The 17,089-nt window shown below is 66.0% G+C and carries 13 protein-coding genes; 12 read left to right on the top strand and 1 reads right to left on the bottom strand.

The genetic code is table 11. The features are described 5' to 3' along the window. Positions 1 to 12 precede the first annotated feature (12 nt). The 6 genes from QU44_RS05885 (at position 13) to QU44_RS05860 (ending at position 8,551) form a co-directional block, all read left to right on the top strand. Positions 13 to 2,451 (top strand): glycosyl hydrolase 115 family protein, encoded by a 2,439-nt coding sequence (locus tag QU44_RS05885; protein ID WP_156140972.1) that lies wholly within the window; start codon positions 13 to 15, stop codon positions 2,449 to 2,451. Further along, positions 2,448 to 3,734, top strand: a complete 1,287-nt coding sequence (locus tag QU44_RS05880) for an MFS transporter (RefSeq protein WP_231621636.1) — start codon at positions 2,448 to 2,450, stop codon at positions 3,732 to 3,734. The genes QU44_RS05885 and QU44_RS05880 overlap by 4 nt, the downstream gene beginning before the upstream one ends. After that, on the top strand, positions 3,731 to 5,341 hold the full coding sequence (locus tag QU44_RS05875; RefSeq protein ID WP_033920858.1) for a glycoside hydrolase family 43 protein: 1,611 nt from the start codon (positions 3,731 to 3,733) through the stop codon (positions 5,339 to 5,341). The genes QU44_RS05880 and QU44_RS05875 overlap by 4 nt, the downstream gene beginning before the upstream one ends. 105 nt (positions 5,342 to 5,446) lie before the next feature. Continuing rightward, complete coding sequence (locus QU44_RS05870) at positions 5,447 to 6,007, top strand: sigma-70 family RNA polymerase sigma factor (RefSeq protein WP_033920856.1); 561 nt, start codon at positions 5,447 to 5,449, stop codon at positions 6,005 to 6,007. After that, entirely contained in the window at positions 6,000 to 6,722 is a 723-nt protein-coding gene (locus QU44_RS05865; protein ID WP_033920854.1) for an anti-sigma factor, read from the top strand. Before QU44_RS05870 ends, QU44_RS05865 begins: the two co-directional genes overlap by 8 nt. Positions 6,723 to 7,051: 329 nt before the next feature. Further along, on the top strand, positions 7,052 to 8,551 hold the full coding sequence (locus QU44_RS05860; protein ID WP_033920853.1) for a CoA-acylating methylmalonate-semialdehyde dehydrogenase: 1,500 nt from the start codon (positions 7,052 to 7,054) through the stop codon (positions 8,549 to 8,551). A gap of 92 nt (positions 8,552 to 8,643) precedes the next feature. Here QU44_RS05860 and QU44_RS05855 read toward each other — a convergent pair whose 3' ends face one another. Next, the gene (locus QU44_RS05855; protein WP_156140970.1) at positions 8,644 to 8,982 is read right to left on the bottom strand and encodes a GIY-YIG nuclease family protein; all 339 of its coding nucleotides are present in this window, start codon (positions 8,980 to 8,982) and stop codon (positions 8,644 to 8,646) included. A gap of 138 nt (positions 8,983 to 9,120) precedes the next feature. On the opposite strand from QU44_RS05855, the gene QU44_RS05850 reads away from it, so the two are divergent. The 6 genes from QU44_RS05850 (at position 9,121) to QU44_RS05825 (ending at position 17,079) form a co-directional block, all read left to right on the top strand. Beyond that, entirely contained in the window at positions 9,121 to 10,266 is a 1,146-nt protein-coding gene (locus QU44_RS05850; RefSeq protein ID WP_033920849.1) for an acyl-CoA dehydrogenase family protein, read from the top strand. Positions 10,267 to 10,474: 208 nt separating this feature from the next. Next, entirely contained in the window at positions 10,475 to 11,515 is a 1,041-nt protein-coding gene (locus tag QU44_RS05845) for an enoyl-CoA hydratase/isomerase family protein (protein ID WP_033920847.1), read from the top strand. After that, complete coding sequence (locus QU44_RS05840; RefSeq protein WP_033920966.1) at positions 11,512 to 12,285, top strand: enoyl-CoA hydratase; 774 nt, start codon at positions 11,512 to 11,514, stop codon at positions 12,283 to 12,285. Before QU44_RS05845 ends, QU44_RS05840 begins: the two co-directional genes overlap by 4 nt. 78 nt (positions 12,286 to 12,363) lie before the next feature. After that, positions 12,364 to 13,395: a 3-hydroxyisobutyrate dehydrogenase gene (gene mmsB / locus QU44_RS05835; RefSeq protein WP_443018076.1), complete on the top strand. Its 1,032-nt coding sequence runs from the start codon at positions 12,364 to 12,366 to the stop codon at positions 13,393 to 13,395. 79 nt (positions 13,396 to 13,474) lie between these two features. Next, on the top strand, positions 13,475 to 15,499 hold the full coding sequence (locus QU44_RS05830) for a protein-disulfide reductase DsbD family protein (RefSeq protein WP_156140968.1): 2,025 nt from the start codon (positions 13,475 to 13,477) through the stop codon (positions 15,497 to 15,499). 89 nt (positions 15,500 to 15,588) lie between these two features. Beyond that, positions 15,589 to 17,079 (top strand): circularly permuted type 2 ATP-grasp protein, encoded by a 1,491-nt coding sequence (locus QU44_RS05825; protein WP_033920842.1) that lies wholly within the window; start codon positions 15,589 to 15,591, stop codon positions 17,077 to 17,079. The last annotated feature ends 10 nt before the right edge of the window (positions 17,080 to 17,089 follow it).

Below are 17,089 nucleotides of genomic sequence, written 5' to 3'. Positions count from 1 at the left end.
AGGAACCAGACCATGCGCACCGCCTGCCTGATCGCCACCGCGATCGTTTCGCTTGCCGCCACCCCCGCCTTTGCCTGCACCGACGCGGTGAGTGTGTGCGATCGGAACACCACCGGCGCGCTGTCGCTGATCGAGCGCGGGGTCGCGGCGCGGGTGGTGGTCGAGGGCGTTACCGATGCCGGGGCGCGCGACGCCGCCGAAGACCTGACGCGCGATCTGGCGGCGGTCGCGGGGCGGGCCGATGTCGCGGCCGATCGCGCGGTGCTGATAGGGGTGGTGGGCGCGAGCCCGCTGATCGACCAGCTGATTGCCGAGGGTAAGCTCGACGTGTCGACGCTCGCCGGGCGCTGGGAGGGCTATGTTCAGCAGGTGGTCGATGCGCCGATGCCGGGAGTCACGCGCGCGCTGGTGATCGCAGGGAGCGATCGGCGCGGCGCGATCTTTGGCACTTACGACCTGTCACGCCGTGCGGGCGTGTCGCCGTGGAACTGGTGGGCCGATGTGCCGGTTGCGACCAAGGCGAGCCTGTTCGTCACCGCTGGGCGACGGGTCGACGCGCCGGCGGTTCGCTATCGCGGCATCTTCCTCAATGACGAGGAGCCGGCGCTTGGCGAATGGGCGCGGACCAGCTTCGGCGGGATCAACGCCAAATTCTATGAGCGCGTGTTCGAGCTGACGCTGCGGCTGAGGGGCAATTATCTGTGGCCCGCCATGTGGGGCAAGTCGCTGTGGCAGGACGATCCCGAGAGCGCGGCGCTGGCGCAGCGGATGGGAATCGTGCTTGGCACCTCGCACCACGAACCGATGCAGCGCGCGCATGTCGAATGGGCGCGCGGCAAGGGCGGCGCATGGGATTACAACACCAACCCCGCCGAATTGCAGCGTTTCTGGGCCGATGGGATCAAGCGCAACGCGGGGCGCGAGACGGTGATTACCGTGGGCATGCGCGGCGATGGCGACGAGCCGATGACCAGCGGGACCGCGACCAAATTGCTCGAGACGATCGTCGCCGACCAGCGCAAGATCCTCGCCGACGTCACCGGCAAGCCCGCCGATCAGACGCCGCAGGTGTGGGCGCTCTACAAGGAAGTGCAGGATTACTACGATCAGGGGATGCGCGTTCCCGACGACGTCACCCTGCTGTTCGCCGATGATAATTGGGGCAATATCCGCCGCCTGCCCAAGCCCGGCGTCACCCGCCCCGGCGGTTATGGCGTCTATTATCACTTTGATTATGTCGGCGGGCCGCGCAACTATAAGTGGCTCAACGCCAACCAGATTTCGCGGACCTGGGAGCAGATGTCGCTGGCCGCCGCGCATGGCGTCGATCGCATGTGGATCGTCAATGTCGGCGACCTCAAGCCGATGGAATTGCCGACCAGCTTCTTCCTCGACATGGCGTGGAATCCTGCGGCGATGACAGTCGAGAAGATGGCTGGGTATCACCGGACCTGGGCAGCCGAGCAGTTTGGTGCCGGGCCGGCGGCGGCGATCGCGTCGATCCTCGATCGCACCACGCGCTATCTGGCGCGGCAGAAGCCCGAACTCTGGTCGCCCGATAGCTGGAGCCTGACCGACGGCACCGCCGATCGCGTGCTGGCCGAATGGGCGGTGCTAGATCGCGATGTCGCGGCGGTGCGCCCGAGGGTCGCGCCGGGGGCGAGCGATGCCTTTTTTCAACTGGTCGAACATCCGGTGCAGGCGGCGGGCAACCTCGCACGGCTGTATGTCGCCGTCGCGCGCAACCGGGCGGCTGCCGCAGCCAATGATCCGCGCGCCAATGCGCTGGCCGATGAGGCCGAGCGATTGTTCGCGCAGGATCGCGTCATTCGCGACCGCTATGAATCGCTGAACGGCGGCAAGTGGCAGCATATGATGGCGCAGACGCATATCGGCTATACCAGTTGGCAACAGCCCGATCGCGACATCATGCCGCAGGTGCAGCGTGTGGTGCCCGGCGGTCCGGTCAAGGCTGCACCGCGTGCCGTGCCGACTGCGCAACCGATCAAGATCAACGCTACCGCCTTCGCCGCCGCAACAGTGGGCAAGGATGAAACACGCTGGCTGACGGTGCCGGGGCTGGGCATCACCGGCGCTGCCATGACGCCCTGGCCGCAGACCGCGCCGATCGAGGTGCCGGGGCAGGGGCCGATGCTGGAATATGCAGTGACGCTGCCGCGTGTGGGCGATGTCCGTATCGAGGTGCTGGCCGCGCCTTCGCTCGATGTCGGCAATAGCGGTCGCCGCTATGCCATCGCGATCGACGATGCCGCGCCGCAGGTGATCGATCTGTGGAAGGGCACCGGCGAGAAGCAATGGGAAGAGGCGGTGGCCAATTCGGTGCGGGTGACCAGCTCGATTCACCAGGTGACCCGCGCCGGCCAGCACCGGGTTCGCCTGTGGATGATCGATCCCGGCGTCGTGATCGAACAATTGCGCATCACGCCGTGACGCTGGCGCGCCGCCCGATCAAGAATCTGCGCTGGTGGCTGATCGGCGTGGTGATGATCGGCACCAGCCTGAATTATCTGACGCGCAGTACGCTGGGCGTCGCCGCGCCGACGGTGCTCGCCGACCTGGGCATCGGCGAGCGCGAATATGGCTGGATCACCGGCGCGTTCCAGCTGGGCATCATGCTCCAGCCGGTCGCGGGCTATCTGCTCGATACGATCGGGCTGCGCATGGGGCTGGCGATCTTCGCCAGTGCCTGGGCGGTGATTACGATGGCGCATGGCCTGGCGACCGGCTGGGTGTCGCTGATGGGCCTTCGCGCGGCGCTCGGCTTTGCCGAGGGCACCGCGCATCCCGGCGGGCTCAAGGTGGTCGCCGAATGGTTTCCCGCGCGCGAACGCGGCTTTGCCAGCGGTATCTATAATGTCGGCGCGTCGTTCGGGTCGATGCTCGCGCCGCCGTTGGTCGCGGGCGCGATCCTGTGGTGGAACTGGCGCGCGGCATTCGTGGTGGTCGGCCTCATGGCGGGGCTGTGGGTGGCGCTGTGGCTGTTTACCTATCGATCGGTCGAGACGCACCGGCGGCTGAGCGAGGAAGAACGCACGCTGATCGCGACCGGGCGCGAGGCGCATCTGACGGTTGGCCCGCGGCGGTCTATCCCGACCTTGCTGCGCCAGCGCAATCTGTGGGGCATCGTGCTGCCGCGCTTCCTGGCCGATCCGACCTGGGGGACGCTTACCTTCTGGCTGCCGCTGTACCTGGTCACCGCGCGCGGCTTTGACCTGGCGCAGATCGCGATGTTCGCGTGGCTGCCCTTCGTGGCTGCCGATTTCGGCTGTATGGCAGGGCCGGCGATGGCGGCGTGGCTGCGGCGGCGCGGGGTCGGCTTGATCAATGCGCGGCGCTGGGCGTTTACGATCGGCGCGCTGCTGATGACGTGCATGATCTTTGTCGGCAGCGTCGAGAGCCCCTATGCCGCGATCGCGCTGCTTAGCCTGGGCGGTTTCGCGCACCAGATGCTGTCAGTGACCTGCATTACGCTCGCCACCGACCTGTTCCCGCAGAACGAGATCGGCACCGTCGCGGGGATCGGCGGCACCTTTGCCAATCTGGGGGTGCTGCTGTTCTCGGTCGCGATCGGCACGCTGGTGACGACGATCGGCTATGAACCGTTCTTCGTCGCGCTGTCGATGCTCGACCTGCTCGCCGCCGTGGTGCTGTGGACGGTCGTCAAGCCGCCCGCGGTCGCCCCTGAACCGCATGGACAGGAGGTCGCTGCATGATCCGCAATCCGATCCTGCCGGGGTTCAACCCCGATCCCTCGATCGTCCGCGTCGGCGACGATTATTACATCGCGACCTCGACCTTCGAATGGTTTCCGGGGGTGCAGATCCACCATTCGACCGACCTCGTGAACTGGACGCTGGTGGCGCGCCCGCTCGCGCGTGCCGACCTGCTCGACATGCGCGGCGATCCCGATAGCTGCGGCGTGTGGGCGCCGTGCCTGACCCATGCGAACGGGCTGTTCCACCTCGTCTATACCGACGTCAAACGCTATGGCCGCACCACCACCGGGGGCGCTTCGGGGGCGTCGCTGCGCGATTTCCATAATTATCTGGCCACCGCGCCGACGATTCACGGGCCGTGGTCCGATCGGGTGTATCTGAACAGCAGCGGATTCGATCCGTCGCTGTTCACCGACGATGATGGCCGCCAATATCTGCTCAACATGCTGTGGGACCACCGCGCTGGCCGCAATCGTTTCGCCGGCATCGTGCTGCAGGAATATGACCCCGCCGCGCGCGCGCTGGTGGGCGAGCGGCAGGTGATCTTCGCAGGCACCGAACTGGGGCTTACCGAAGCGCCGCATATCTACCGGCGCGACGGCTGGTATTATCTGCTGACCGCCGAGGGCGGGACGGGATGGAACCACGCGGTGACGATGGCGCGCTCGCGCACGCTTATCGGGCCGTATGCGTTGCATCCCGATCGCTATATCCTAACCTCGCGCAACCGCCCCGACGCGCCGCTCCCGCGCGCGGGCCATGCCGATCTGGTCGAAGCGCCCGACGGGACGCCGTGGCTGGCCTATCTGTGCGGCCGTCCGCTGCCCAATCGCGGGCGCTGCGTGATGGGGCGCGAGACCGCGATCCAGCCGATGCGCTGGGGCGACGATGGCTGGCTGTACACGCTTGCGGGCGACGCGATGCCGATGCTCGAGGTCGAGCATGATGCCGCGCCGCCCGAACCGCGCCGGCAGCGCACCAGCTTCGACACGCCCGGGCTGCCGATCGATTTCCAGTGGCTACGCACCCCCGAACCCGATCGCATCTTCTCGCTCACCGCGCGGCCGGGGCATTTGCGGCTTTATGGTCGCGAGACGATCGGCAGCGTGTTCGAGCAAGCGCTGGTCGCGCGGCGGCAACAGGCATTTTGCTACACTGCGCAGACGCGGATCGAGGTAGCGCCCGCACATTTCCAGCAGATGGCGGGACTGGTCTGCTATTATAACAGCACCAAGTTCCATTACCTGTACGTCAGCCACGACGATGCGGTCGGGCGGCATCTGGCGGTGATGTCGGCGCTGCCCGACAGCCCGCAGGCCGATGCCTTCACCGCGCCGATCGCGATTCCCGACGGCCCGATCGAGCTTGGCGTCGAGGTCGATTTCGAGCGGTTGCGCTTTCGCTATCGCTGCGAGGGCGATGCCGACTGGGCCTGGCTGCCGCAATTGTTCGACGCGAGTATCCTGTCGGACGAGGCGAGCGCACCGGGGATGGCGAACTTTACCGGCGCGTTCGTCGGCGTGGCGGCGCAGGACATGGCTGGCACCGCGATGCCCGCCGATGTCGCCTGGTTCGAGTATCGCGAACGGGAATATGTCGCGTGATGGCGGCGCAGCAACGTGCTGACGGCGCAACCGACATACCCTTGTGCCGCCAGCATTGTCGCAATAGGAACAAGGACATGCAGAAGTCGCCAGTGTTTTTTCGACATGACCGCCGCTGACGCCGCCCGCGCGCGGCTGTGCGACGATATTGCGCGGGTTGCTGCGGGTGACCGCGCTGCGCTGAAGGCGGTATATGACAACACTTCGGCGAAGCTGCTGGGGGTGTGCCTTCGGATCGTGAAGGATCGCGAATCGGCTGAGGATGTGTTGCAGGAAGTATATCTGAAGGTGTGGCATCGCGCCGCGCGCTTCGATCGCGAGCGGGCCAGCCCGATCACCTGGCTGTGCGCGATCGCCCGCAACAGCGCGATCGATTGGCGGCGCACCAGCGAGCGCCGGCTGGAAGAGCCCGACGACCTCATCCAGACCGCATTCGCCGACGTAGCTTCCACCGACGAGAATATGGTCGATCACGAAGGGAGGATGCTGCTGGCGCAATGCCTGGACACACTCGAGGAGCATCAGCATCATTCGATCCGCGCGGCGTTTTTTGACGGCTACACCTATGCCGAGCTCGCCGAGCGCGCTTCGGTTCCGCTGAGCACGATGAAGAGCTGGGTCCGCCGTGGTCTCGAACAGCTCAAACGGTGCATCGATCATGGCTGAGCCGATGTCCCCCGAAGAACGTGCGCTGTTGGCCGGTGAATTGTCGCTAGGACTGCTGAGCGGCGAAGACCGGCTGGTTACCGAGCGGCTGCGCGCCGAGGACAGCGTGTTTGCAGCCGAGGTCGATGCCTGGGATGCGCGGTTTGCAGGTTTCTATGGCGAGATCGTGCCGGTTACGCCCGAGGGCCGGGTCTGGAGCGCGGTCGAGCAGCGGCTGCCCGCGAATGATCCCGGCCCGGCTGGCGGAGCAGGCGGCTGGAAATGGGCGACCGCCGGCTTTGCCGGTATCGCCGCGGCGCTGGCAGTGATGCTGGTCACGCGCCCCGATCCGGTCGCTCCGCCGCCGGTGGTGGTGGCCGAGGCGCCGGCACCAGTACCATCCGAAACACTGATAGCGCAGATCAACGACGGCGACGGCGCATCGATGCTGGCGGTTCGCATCGATCCCGGCGATGGTGTGCTGCGCGTGCGAGCGATGGCGATCCCGCCGAGTGCGGGCGAGCCTGAATTATGGGTGATACCGGCTGGCGGCGCACCGACGTCGCTTGGCCTGATCGCACGCGAGGGCGGGAGCGAAGTGCGGTTGGCGGGCGATGTCGGGCGATTGATCACCGACGGCGCCACGCTGGCACTGACCCTCGAACCCGCCGATGGAGCCCCGCACGCCGCCCCGACCGGCGATGTTCTGGGAACCGCGCGGCTGACCCGCCTTTAGGTCCGGGCCAGGGTTAAGCGACAATCGCCTATACGGGGATCATGGTCGCGCAATGCCGTGGGTCGCGGCGCATGCCCAACAGCGGTTACCAACCAGTCGCATCGTCGGCATCGGGAATGCCGTATTCGACGTGTCGCCGGACCCCAGTCGCCGATAGATGGGCGAAAGCATAGCTGCTCGACTCGCAAAACCGGGGTGCGTGGCCATTTTCTTGTCGCGCCGGGTGCGTTAGGGGAGGCGCACACGATCTGCGGAACCCACGCAGGCAGCGCGATCGCTTCGCCAGGCAACGGTGGATCGGTCGCGAGAAATAGACGTCAGGAGATGAGATGCGGATCATTGACCATGTGATCGCGGGCGGTGCCGGCGGCACTTCGGCGCGTACCGGCGACGTGTTCGACCCCAATACCGGCCAGGTGCAGGCGCGAGTGAAGCTGGGCACGCAAGCGACGCTCGATGCGGCGATCGCGGCGGCACAAGCGGCGCAGCCGGCATGGGCGGCGACCAACCCCCAGCGCCGCGCGCGCGTGATGTTTCAGTTCAAGGCGCTGGTCGAGGCGCATATCGACGAACTCGCGCATCTGCTGTCGTCCGAACACGGCAAGGTGATCGCCGATTCAAAGGGCGACATCCAGCGCGGGCTGGAGGTGATCGAATTCGCGTGCGGCATTCCGCACGTGCTCAAGGGAGAATATACGCAAGGGGCAGGGCCGGGGATCGACGTGTATTCGATGCGCCAGCCACTGGGCATCGGCGCAGGGATCACCCCGTTCAACTTCCCCGCGATGATCCCGTTGTGGATGAGCGGCGTCGCGATCGCGTGCGGCAATGCGTTCCTGCTCAAGCCGAGCGAGCGCGATCCTTCGGTGCCGGTGCGGCTGGCCGAACTGATGCTTGAGGCCGGCTTGCCCGAGGGCATTTTGCAGGTGGTGCATGGCGACAAGGAAATGGTCGACGCGATCCTGGATCATCCGGCGATCAGCGCGGTGAGCTTCGTGGGGTCATCCGACATCGCGCATTATGTCTATCGGCGCGGTGTCGATGCCGGCAAGCGAGTCCAGGCGATGGGCGGCGCGAAGAATCACGGCATCGTCATGCCCGATGCCGATCTCGACCAGGTGGTCAACGACCTGGCGGGCGCGGCCTTTGGCTCGGCTGGCGAGCGCTGCATGGCGCTGCCGGTGGTGGTGCCGGTGGGCGAGAAGACTGCCGATGCCTTGCGCGAAAAGCTGCTGCCCGCGATCGCAGCGCTGCGGATCGGCGTGTCGACCGATAGTGACGCGCATTACGGTCCGGTCGTGAACGCAGCGCACCAGCAGCGCGTCGAAAACTGGATTCAGACCGGCGTCGACGAAGGCGCCGAACTGGTCGTCGACGGGCGAGGCTTCAAATTGCAGGGGCATGAGCAGGGCTTCTTCATCGGCCCCAGCCTGTTCGACCATGTCACCCCCGACATGCAGGCATATAAGGAGGAAATCTTTGGCCCCGTCCTCCAGATCGTCCGCGCGCCCGATTTCGAAACCGCGCTTCGGCTGCCGAGCGAGCATCAATATGGCAACGGCGTCGCGATCTTCACGCGCAACGGCCATGCCGCGCGCGAATTCGCCGCGCGGGTGAATGTCGGGATGGTCGGTATCAACGTGCCGATCCCGGTGCCGGTGGCGTATCACAGCTTCGGCGGCTGGAAGCGCAGCGCGTTCGGCGACAGCAACCAGCACGGGATGGAGGGGGTGCGCTTCTGGACCAAGGTGAAGACGATCACCCAGCGCTGGCCCGATGGCGGGGTGGGCGATGCGGCCAATGCGTTTGTTATTCCGACGATGGGGTGAGGGATGTCGGTGCTTAAGTCCGTCATCCCGGACTTGATCCGGGAGCCAGGGTTACAGGCGGTGCCGCCCGAGGCTCTGGGTCCTGACGTTCGTCAGGATGACGGTGGGGGTGGGTCTAGGGGGTCGAACCCGAAATCCAGCGCCAGGTCGCGCCAGGTCGGGTTGTCCTTTTCGATTAGTTCGAGCTTCCAGGCGCGGTGCCAGTTTTTGATCCGCTTTTCGCGGACGATCGCCGATTCCATCGTTTCGTGGACTTCGAACCAGACCAGGCGATCGCAATCATGGTCGGCGGTGAACCCCTTGAACGTCTTGGTGCGATGCTGATGGATACGCCCGAGCAGGTTGGACGTGACGCCGGTGTAGATCGTGCCGTTGCGCTGGCTGGCGACGATGTAGACGGTGGGGATTTTCGCGATGTTCGATCCCCTCATCGTCATCCTGGCGAAAGCCAGGACCCAGAGTCGCAGGCGACATCCTGCTTGGCCCTGGGTGCCGGATCAAGTCCGGCATGACGAATACGTGATGAAGACCGAAGCGACCATGACAACGGTCGCGGCAAAGGAATCGTAATGAACCAGTTCGACCTCACCGACGACCAGCGCGAGATTCAGGAGCTCGCGCGGAAATTCACCGCCGACCGGATCACGCCGTTCGCCGCCGAATGGGACGAGAAACACATCTTCCCGCGCGAGACGATCAAGGCCGCCGCCGAGCTTGGCTTCGCGGCGATCTATGTCAGCGAAGAGGGTGGCGGCATCGGGCTGGGGCGGCTCGAGGCGGCGTTGATCATGGAGGCGATGGCCTATGGCTGTCCCTCGACCAGCGCGTTCATCAGCATTCACAATATGGCCGCCTGGATGCTCGATCGTTTTGGCAGCACCGACCTGAAAGCCCGCTATCTCGCGAAGCTGGTGACGATGGACTGGATCGCGTCTTATGCGCTGACCGAACCGTCTTCTGGGTCGGACGCTTCGGCGCTCAAGACCCGCGCGGTGAAGGATGGCGACCACTATACCGTCAACGGCAGCAAGCAGTTCATCTCGGGTGCGGGCGAGAACGAGCTGTACCTGGTGATGGTGCGTACCGGAGAGGACGGGCCGAAGGGCATTTCTTGCCTGGCGATCGAGAAGGACATGGCCGGCGTCAGCTTCGGTGCGAACGAGAAGAAGCTCGGCTGGCATTCGCAGCCGACGCGGCAGCTGATCCTGGAGGATGTCCGCGTGCCGGCGGCCAATCTGGTCGGCGGCGAGGGCGAGGGCTTCCGAATCGCGATGATGGGGCTCGATGGCGGGCGGCTGAACATCGGCGCGTGCTCGCTCGGCGGGGCGCAGCGCTGCCTCGATGAGAGCATCGCCTATACCAAGGATCGCCAGCAATTCGGCCAGCCGATCGCCGAGTTCCAGAACACCCAGTTCATGCTTGCCGACATGGCGACCGATCTCGAAGCGGCAAGGGCGCTGCTGTATGTCGCGGCGGCCAAGGTGACCGCCAATGCCCCCGACAAGACACGCTTCGCCGCGATGGCGAAACGGCTGGCCACCGACAATGGATCGAAGATCGTCAATGATGCGCTGCAGTTGCATGGCGGCTATGGCTATTTGCAGGATTACCCGATCGAGCGCTTCTGGCGCGACCTGCGGGTGCATTCGATCCTGGAGGGGACCAACCAGGTGATGCGGATGATCGTCGGCCGCGATCTGGTGCGGCAGGGATGAACTCCCTCTCCCGCGAACTGGTTGCGAGACTTGGGTCGCATTCTTCATGCGGCCCTAGTCGAAGCTGGGTGAGGGTGGTGCGGTCGCGCTTGCGACCGCGCGGCGCAAGTGCGCCGCTCGACCCCTCACCAACTTTCGCTAGCCAGCAGGCTGGCAAGCTGCGGTATCCTCTCCCCTATCCAGGGGAGAGGGAAATCAAGGAGCAGGCGTGGAAGAAATTCTCATCACCACCGAGGGCCGCATCGGTCGAATCCGGCTCAATCGGCCCAAGGCGATCCATGCGCTGACGCACCCGATGTGCGACGCGATCACCGCCGCGCTCGATGCGTGGGTCGAGGAGCCGGCGGTCGAGGCGATCCTGATCGACCATGCCGAGGGCCGGGGCTTTTGCGCGGGCGGCGACATTCGCATGATCGCCGAGAGCGGGGCCAAGGACGGCGTCGACGCGCGCGCCTTTTTCCGTGCCGAATATACGATGAACCACCGGCTGTTCACCTATGCCAAGCCGATCGTCGCGTTCATGGACGGGATCACGATGGGTGGCGGCGTCGGCCTGTCGCAGCCCGCCAGGTTCCGGGTGGCGACGCAGAATACCAAGCTGGCGATGCCCGAGACCGGGATCGGGCTGTTCCCCGATGTCGGCGGCGGCTGGTATCTGTCGCGGCTGCCGGGGCGGATCGGCCAGTATCTGGCGCTCACCGGCGCGCGGATCGACGGCGGCGAATGCCTTGCGCTGGGACTGGCGACGCATTTCGTACCGGCAGAGGCGCTCGACGACGTGAAGCAGCGGATCGCGCAAGACCCGCAGGCGATCGAGGCGATCCTGAGCCAAGCGTCCGCCCCCGCGCCGCAAGCGCGCATCCTGGCGCAGCGCGAGGCGATCGACCGGCTGTTCGCCAGCGATCGGCTTGAGGACGTCTACGCCGCGCTGCGCGAGGATGGCGGCGAATGGGCGACGCAGACGCTCGCCACGCTCGACACCAAATCGCCGCAGACGATGAAGGTCAGCCTAAAGCTGCTGCTCGACGGGCGCACGATGCCGACCTTCGAGGACGAAATGCGGCAGGAATTCGCGGTGGCGAGCCATGTCGTCCAGCGCCACGACTTTATCGAAGGCGTGCGCGCGGTGATCATCGACAAGGACAACGCCCCGCGCTGGCAACCCGCCACGCCGGAGGATGTCACCGGCCATTTGATCGACCAGATTTTCGCGCCGCTGCCGGCCGATGAAGAATGGAATCCGAAATGAATTACGAAACCATCCTGGTCGAACAGCGCGGCGCGGTGACGCTGGTCACGCTCAACCGGCCCAAGGCGCTCAACGCGCTCAATGGGCAGGTGCTGACCGAATTGCTCGATGCGATGGCGGCGTTCGACGCCGATCCCTCGCAGGGGTGCGCGGTACTGACCGGCAGCGAAAAGGCGTTCGCCGCGGGGGCCGACATCAAGGAGATGCAGGCACAGGGCTTTGCCGACATGTACGGCCATGATTTCTTCGCCGGCTGGGACGCCTTCACCCGCACGCGCAAGCCGGTGATTGCCGCGGTCGCGGGTTATGCTCTGGGCGGTGGCTGCGAGGTGGCGATGATGTGCGACTTCATCCTGGCCGCCGACACCGCCAGGTTCGGCCAGCCCGAGATCAAGCTGGCGGTCTCCCCCGGCATGGGCGGATCGCAGCGGCTCGCGCGCGCGGTGGGCAAGGCCAAGGCGATGGAAATGTGCCTGACCGGGCGGATGATCGATGCGCAGGAAGCCGAGCGCGCGGGCCTGGTCAGCCGGATCATCCCCGCCGCCGATCTGGTCGAGGAAGCGGTGAAGACCGCCGCGACGATCGCAGGGATGGCCCCGCTGGCGGTGAAGGCGAACAAGGAAATGGTGAACGCTGCGTTCGACATGGGGCTAAGCCAAGGGGTGCAGTTCGAACGGCGGCTGTTCCACGGGCTGTTCGGGACGCAGGACCAGAAGGAAGGCATGGCGGCCTTTGTCGAGAAGCGCGCCGGGGTTTGGACTGGGAAGTGAGTTCTTCCCTCTCCCGCGAGCGGGAGAGGGTTGCGCAGACTTGGTCGTGCTCCTTCAGCACGGCCTAGTCGTAGCTGGGTGAGGGTGCAGCGGTCGCGTTTGCGACCGCGCGACGCGAAGCGCCGCACCACCCTCATCCAACCTTCGCTAGGCCGCTTCGCGACCAAGCTTCGGTATCCTTCTCCCGCCAGCGGGAGAAGGTTTGATATTCAGGAGAGCAACATGGCACGCATCGCATTCATCGGCCTGGGCAATATGGGCGGCGGCATGGCCGCGAACCTGGCCAAGGCCGGCCACGACGTCCGCGCGTTCGACCTGTCGGCCGACGCGCTCGCCCGCGCCAAAGACGCCGGCTGTCTGCCCGCCGAGTCCGCCGCGATCGCCTGTGCCGAGGCAGAGGCGGTGATCACGATGCTGCCAGCGGGCAGCCATGTCGAGGCGGTCTATGCGACCGACGTATTCACCGCCGCGCCACCTAGCGCGATCCTGATCGACTGTTCGACGATTGACGTCGAAACCGCGCGCCGCGTTGCCGAGGCGGCGGCGGTGAAGGGGCTGACGATGGTCGATGCGCCGGTATCGGGCGGGATCGCCGCCGCCAATGCGGGTACGCTCACCTTCATGGCGGGCGGCAGCGAGGAAGCGTTTCGCCGCGCCGAGCCGTTCCTGGCCGATATGGGCAAGACCGTGATCCATGCCGGGCCGGTCGGCGCCGGGCAGGCGGCGAAGATCTGCAACAACATGCTGCTCGGCGCGACGATGGTCGCGACGGGCGAGGCGTTTGTGCTGGCGCAGAAACTGGGGCTCGACCTCCAGACCTTCTACGACATCGCCAGCGTATCGTCGGGGCAAAGCTGGTCGATGACCAGCTATTGCCCGGTCCCCGGCGTCGGCCCCGAAACGCCTGCCGATCGCGACTGGCAGGGCGGGTTCGCCGCCGCGCTCCAGCTCAAGGATCTGCGGCTGGCGATGCAGGCGGCGGCGAGCGTTTCGGCCGACACGCCGATGGGCGCGCGCGCGGCGGAGATGTACCAGCGCTTCGTCGATGAAGGCGGCGCGGCGACCGACTTTTCGGGGATCATCAAGATGCTGGGATTGAAGCAGGCGTAACCCAACGGGGAAAGGGTGGTATGTGAATCGCAGCGGCTCGCGCTATGGTGTTCGCACACGCCCACCCCGAAAGCCGCCAATGCCCATGTTGCGTATCCTTGCCGCCCTGTTGATGCTCGCGCTGGCGATGCCGGCGTTCGCGCAAGGCACGGGGACCGCGCCGCACATCGCAATCGAGCTGGTGCCCGAAACCGCCACCCCCGCGGCCGGCGGCGAAGTGACGCTGGCGTTCGTCTCGACTCCCGAGCCCGGCTGGCATGGCTATTGGAAGAATCCCGGTGATGCCGGACTTGAAACCACGCTGGATTGGGGCTTGCCCGCCGGGGTCACCGCCGGGCCGCTGCAATATCCGGTGCCGCAGCGGCTGCTGATCGCGGGGCTGATGAACTATGTTTATGAAGGCCGCTTCACCCAGTTTGTCACGCTGAAGATCCCCGCCGATGCCGTGCCGGGCACGGTGATGCCAGTGTCGGTGAAGGCCGATTATCTGGTCTGCACCAACGAGATTTGCGTGCCCGAAAGCCAAAGGCTTGCAACCAAGCTGACCATTGGCGACGGCGCGATTGCCCCCGACATGCGCGCGCCGTTCGACCAATGGCGCGCGGGGCTGGCCAAGCCGCTGGGATCAAAGGCGAGCTTCGAGGTGGCCGATGGCATGTTCCGCCTTGCGGTGCCGTTCCCCGCAGAGGCCGCTGCGACCGACCCCTATTTCTTCGCGCTGACGCCCAATGCGCTGAATTACGCCGCGCCGCAGACGGTGCGCCGCGAGGGCGACTTGCTGATCATCGAGACCACTGGGCCGGGGGCAGGGCCACAGGCGGTCGAGGGGGTGTTGTCGATCGGTGAGGGCAAGGGCTTTGCGGTAACCGCAGTGCCGGGTTCGGTCGCGGCGGGGCAGGGGGCGGCGACGCTCGATGTCGCCACTGCGCTGCTGGCGTTCGGCGGCGCGCTGCTCGGGGGGCTGATCCTCAATATCATGCCCTGCGTCTTCCCGATCCTCAGCCTCAAGGCACTCAGCCTTGCGCGCGCGGGCGGTGATGAGCGCGGGGCGCGCGGCGAGGCGCTGGCCTATACCGCAGGCGTGGTGCTGGTGTGCCTGGCGCTGGGGGGCGTCCTCCTCGGGCTGCGCGCGGCGGGCGCGAGCGTTGGCTGGGCGTTCCAGTTGCAGGACCCGCGCGTCATCCTGTTCCTGTTGCTGCTGGTCACCGCGATCGCGCTGAACCTTGCCGGACTGTTCGAGGTCGGTGCGCCGGGCATCGCCAACCGGATGAGCGCGAAGGGGACTGGCAGCGCCTTCCTCACCGGCGCACTCGCCGCTTTTGTCGCGACGCCATGCACCGGGCCGTTCATGGGCGCGGCGCTGAGCGCGGCATTGGTGCTGCCGTGGTGGATGGGGATGCTGGTGTTTGCCGGGCTTGGGCTTGGCCTCGCGCTGCCCTTCCTGCTGCTCGGCTTCGTCCCCGCGCTTCGCCGGCGGTTGCCCAAGCCCGGCGCGTGGATGGCGACGTTCCGCCATATCCTGTCGGTGCCGATGTTCCTGACCGCGCTCGCGCTTGCCTGGGTGCTGGGGCGGCAGGCGGGGGTTGATGGCATGACGCTGGGGCTGGCGGCGGCGTTGGTGCTGGCGCTGGCATTGTGGTGGACCGGGCGGCGGCAATTCGCGGGCAAGGCGCTGCAATGGGCACCAGCCGGGGTCGCGCTCGCTATCGGTCTAGTCGCGGTCGGGAGTGTCGAGCGCAGCGCCGTCGACACCCGGCAAGTCGCCGCATTGGGGGCTGAACCGTTTAGCGAGGCGACACTCGAACGTTTGCGCGCCGAGGGGCGGCCAGTATTCGCCTATTTCACCGCCGATTGGTGTGTGACGTGCAAGGTCAATGAAAAGGCGGCGATCGAGACCGCGGGTGTCGCCAAGGCGTTTGGCGACGGCAAGGTCAGCGTGCTGGTGGGCGATTGGACCGATGGCGATCCGGCGCTGGGACGCTTCATCGAACGGCATAACCGCGCCGGCGTGCCGCTGTACCTTTGGTATGCCCCGGGGGCCACAGCGCCGCGCGTGCTGCCGCAATTGCTCACGCCGGCGATGCTGACCGAGCTGCCGCAATAGGCCACCCCTGCAACGTCGTTAACCCTTGTGCAGCGCAGCGATCGAAGGCAGCATGCAACCAACCGGCGGCTCGAAGCTTTTGAGGTCGAATGGAAGACACGCGCGCGTTCGATGAAATCTGGGGGAAGGGCGGACCACAGGCCCCCCGTCCCGAATTCGCGGCGCTGGCCGCCTGGATCGACCAAACCCCGCGCGAGGAGCTGCAGCGCCGCACCGAAGCGGCGGAAAACACCTTCCGACAATTGGGCATCACCTTTGCGGTCTATGGCGACCATGACGCCAGCGAACGCATCATCCCGTTCGACATCGTACCCCGCGTCTTCCTCGCTGATGAATGGGCAAGGCTCAGCCAGGGGCTGATCCAGCGGGTAGAGGCGATCAACGCCTTTCTCGACGACATTTACGGCGAGCGCCGCATCCTGGCCGAAGGCGTGCTGCCCGCCGAACTGGTGTTGGGCAATGCCCAGTTTCGTCATGAAGTGGTCGGCATCCGCCCGCCGCACGGCGTGTTCGCGCATATCTGTGGCATCGATCTGGTCCGCACCGGGCCGGATGAGTTTTATGTGCTTGAGGATAATGCGCGCACCCCGTCGGGCGTGTCGTACATGCTCGAAAATCGCGAGGCGATGATCCGGTTATGCCCCGAACTGTTCCGATCGTTCCGCGTGGCGGCGGTCGACAGCTATCCCGATCGGCTGCACGAAACGATGCGATCGGTCGCGCCCGAGGGCAGCGGCATGCGCCCGGTATGCGTCGTGCTGACACCGGGGCATTTCAACAGCGCTTATTATGAGCACAGCTTCCTGGCTGACAGCATGGGGATCGAACTGGTCGAGCCAGCCGATCTGCTGGTCGATGACGATGTCGTTTGGATGCAGACGATCGCGGGGCGGGTGAAGGTCGATGTGATCTATCGCCGGATCGACGATGACTATCTCGACCCGCTGGTGTTCCGCGCCGATTCGATGCTGGGCGTGCCGGGACTGATGGCGGCGTATCGCGCGGGCAATGTGACGCTGATCAACGCACCGGGCAACGGCATCGCCGATGACAAGGCGATCTATAGCTATATGCCGGAAATCGTTCGTTTCTATTCGGGCGGCGAGGCGCGGTTGCCCAATGTCGAGACATGGCGCTGCCGCGAGCCGCAGGCGCTGAAATATGTGCTCGAACGCTTGCCCGAACTGGTGGTGAAGCTGGTCGATGGATCGGGCGGCTATGGCATGCTGGTCGGCCCGACCGCCAGCAAGGCCGAGATCGAGACCTTCCGCGCCGCACTGATCGCCGAGCCGCACCGCTATATCGCGCAGCCGACGCTGGCGCTGTCGACGGTGCCGACGATGACCGAGGCTGGGCTGGCACCGCGTCATGTCGATTTCCGCCCCTTCGTGCTGACCGGGCGCGAGGGCGTGCAGGTGGTGCCCGGCGGGCTGACTCGCGTGGCGCTGCGCGAAGGATCGCTGGTGGTCAATTCGTCGCAGGGCGGCGGCACCAAGGACAGCTTCGTCCTGATGCCCGATGCGCGCCAGCAAATGCAGGCGATGGGCAGCATGTTGCAGCGGCAGGAATTGGGATCATGAGCGTGATCGA

Source organism: Sphingomonas sp. 37zxx, assembly GCF_000786205.1.
Lineage (GTDB): Bacteria > Pseudomonadota > Alphaproteobacteria > Sphingomonadales > Sphingomonadaceae > Sphingomonas.
This window is presented reverse-complemented; position numbering and strand designations above follow the sequence as displayed.

Bases quoted from the DNA above. Each gene is read 5' to 3' on its own strand.
- QU44_RS05885 (WP_156140972.1), top strand. From the start codon at position 13: ATGCGCACCGCCTGCCTGATCGCCACCGCGATCGTTTCGCTTGCCGCC.
- QU44_RS05875 (WP_033920858.1), top strand. From the start codon at position 3,731: ATGATCCGCAATCCGATCCTGCCGGGGTTCAACCCCGATCCCTCGATC.
- QU44_RS05870 (WP_033920856.1), top strand. From the start codon at position 5,447: ATGACCGCCGCTGACGCCGCCCGCGCGCGGCTGTGCGACGATATTGCG.
- QU44_RS05865 (WP_033920854.1), top strand. From the start codon at position 6,000: ATGGCTGAGCCGATGTCCCCCGAAGAACGTGCGCTGTTGGCCGGTGAA.
- QU44_RS05860 (WP_033920853.1), top strand. From the start codon at position 7,052: ATGCGGATCATTGACCATGTGATCGCGGGCGGTGCCGGCGGCACTTCG.
- QU44_RS05855 (WP_156140970.1), bottom strand. From the start codon at position 8,982: ATGAGGGGATCGAACATCGCGAAAATCCCCACCGTCTACATCGTCGCC.
- QU44_RS05850 (WP_033920849.1), top strand. From the start codon at position 9,121: ATGAACCAGTTCGACCTCACCGACGACCAGCGCGAGATTCAGGAGCTC.
- QU44_RS05840 (WP_033920966.1), top strand. From the start codon at position 11,512: ATGAATTACGAAACCATCCTGGTCGAACAGCGCGGCGCGGTGACGCTG.
- QU44_RS05830 (WP_156140968.1), top strand. From the start codon at position 13,475: ATGCCCATGTTGCGTATCCTTGCCGCCCTGTTGATGCTCGCGCTGGCG.
- QU44_RS05825 (WP_033920842.1), top strand. From the start codon at position 15,589: ATGGAAGACACGCGCGCGTTCGATGAAATCTGGGGGAAGGGCGGACCA.